The 1,866-nt window shown below is 52.8% G+C and carries 1 rRNA gene; it reads left to right on the forward strand.

Annotated features, from left to right (window positions below):
• The first annotated feature begins 267 nt into the window (after positions 1-267).
• Positions 268-1,810, forward strand: a 16S ribosomal RNA gene (locus ABLA76_RS15715).
• Positions 1,811-1,866: the final 56 nt, after the last annotated feature.

The following is a 1,866-nucleotide window of genomic DNA, read 5'->3' on the forward strand; positions in this document are numbered from 1 at the left end:
GAAACAGGCCGCGAAGGACAGTGAGAGAAAAGCGAAAATAATCGCTTGACTCTCGAGGCGAAAAGCGTAAGATACGCAGCCTCGCAACCCGGAAGGTACTTCCGGTTGCCAACGCTCTTTAACAAATTAATCAGACAATCTGTGTGGGCACTCACAAGACACTATCTGACGCCGAAAGGCGAAAAAGATTAAAAAAGTCTTGAAGAGTGACTGAACAGTTAATTCATTATGAACGAACAGTCAGAATTCTTTGAGCATCAAACACTTTAATTGAAGAGTTTGATCATGGCTCAGATTGAACGCTGGCGGCAGGCCTAACACATGCAAGTCGGGCGGCAGCGGGAAGAAGCTTGCTTCTTTGCCGGCGAGCGGCGGACGGGTGAGTAATGTCTGGGGATCTGCCCGATGGAGGGGGATAACCACTGGAAACGGTGGCTAATACCGCATAACCTCGAGAGAGCAAAGTGGGGGACCTTCGGGCCTCACACCATCGGATGAACCCAGATGGGATTAGCTAGTAGGTGGGGTAATGGCTCACCTAGGCGACGATCCCTAGCTGGTCTGAGAGGATGACCAGCCACACTGGGACTGAGACACGGCCCAGACTCCTACGGGAGGCAGCAGTGGGGAATATTGCACAATGGGCGCAAGCCTGATGCAGCCATGCCGCGTGTATGAAGAAGGCCTTCGGGTTGTAAAGTACTTTCAGTGGGGAGGAAGGCGCAGGGTTGAATACACCCTGTGATTGACGTTACCCACAGAAGAAGCACCGGCTAACTCCGTGCCAGCAGCCGCGGTAATACGGAGGGTGCAAGCGTTAATCGGAATTACTGGGCGTAAAGCGCACGCAGGCGGTCAATTAAGTTAGATGTGAAATCCCCGGGCTTAACCCGGGAATGGCATCTAAGACTGGTTGACTAGAGTCTCGTAGAGGGGGGTAGAATTCCACGTGTAGCGGTGAAATGCGTAGAGATGTGGAGGAATACCGGTGGCGAAGGCGGCCCCCTGGACGAAGACTGACGCTCAGGTGCGAAAGCGTGGGGAGCAAACAGGATTAGATACCCTGGTAGTCCACGCTGTAAACGATGTCGATTTGGAGGTTGTGGCCTTGAGCTGTGGCTTCCGGAGCTAACGCGTTAAATCGACCGCCTGGGGAGTACGGTCGCAAGATTAAAACTCAAATGAATTGACGGGGGCCCGCACAAGCGGTGGAGCATGTGGTTTAATTCGATGCAACGCGAAGAACCTTACCTACTCTTGACATCCACGGAATTCTGCAGAGATGCGGAAGTGCCTTCGGGACCCGTGAGACAGGTGCTGCATGGCTGTCGTCAGCTCGTGTTGTGAAATGTTGGGTTAAGTCCCGCAACGAGCGCAACCCTTATCCTTTGTTGCCAGCACGTGATGGTGGGAACTCAAGGGAGACTGCCGGTGATAAACCGGAGGAAGGTGGGGATGACGTCAAGTCATCATGGCCCTTACGAGTAGGGCTACACACGTGCTACAATGGCAGATACAAAGAGAAGCGACCTCGCGAGAGCAAGCGGACCTCATAAAGTCTGTCGTAGTCCGGATTGGAGTCTGCAACTCGACTCCATGAAGTCGGAATCGCTAGTAATCGTAGATCAGAATGCTACGGTGAATACGTTCCCGGGCCTTGTACACACCGCCCGTCACACCATGGGAGTGGGTTGCAAAAGAAGTCGGTAGCTTAACCTTCGGGAGGGCGCTGACCACTTTGTGATTCATGACTGGGGTGAAGTCGTAACAAGGTAACCGTAGGGGAACCTGCGGTTGGATCACCTCCTTACCGAAAGATAGTAGTTTTTGGTGCAGTGCTCACACAGATTGTCTGATGAAATAAAG

This window comes from Xenorhabdus sp. SGI240, from assembly GCF_040081915.1.
GTDB lineage: Bacteria > Pseudomonadota > Gammaproteobacteria > Enterobacterales > Enterobacteriaceae > Xenorhabdus > Xenorhabdus bakwenae.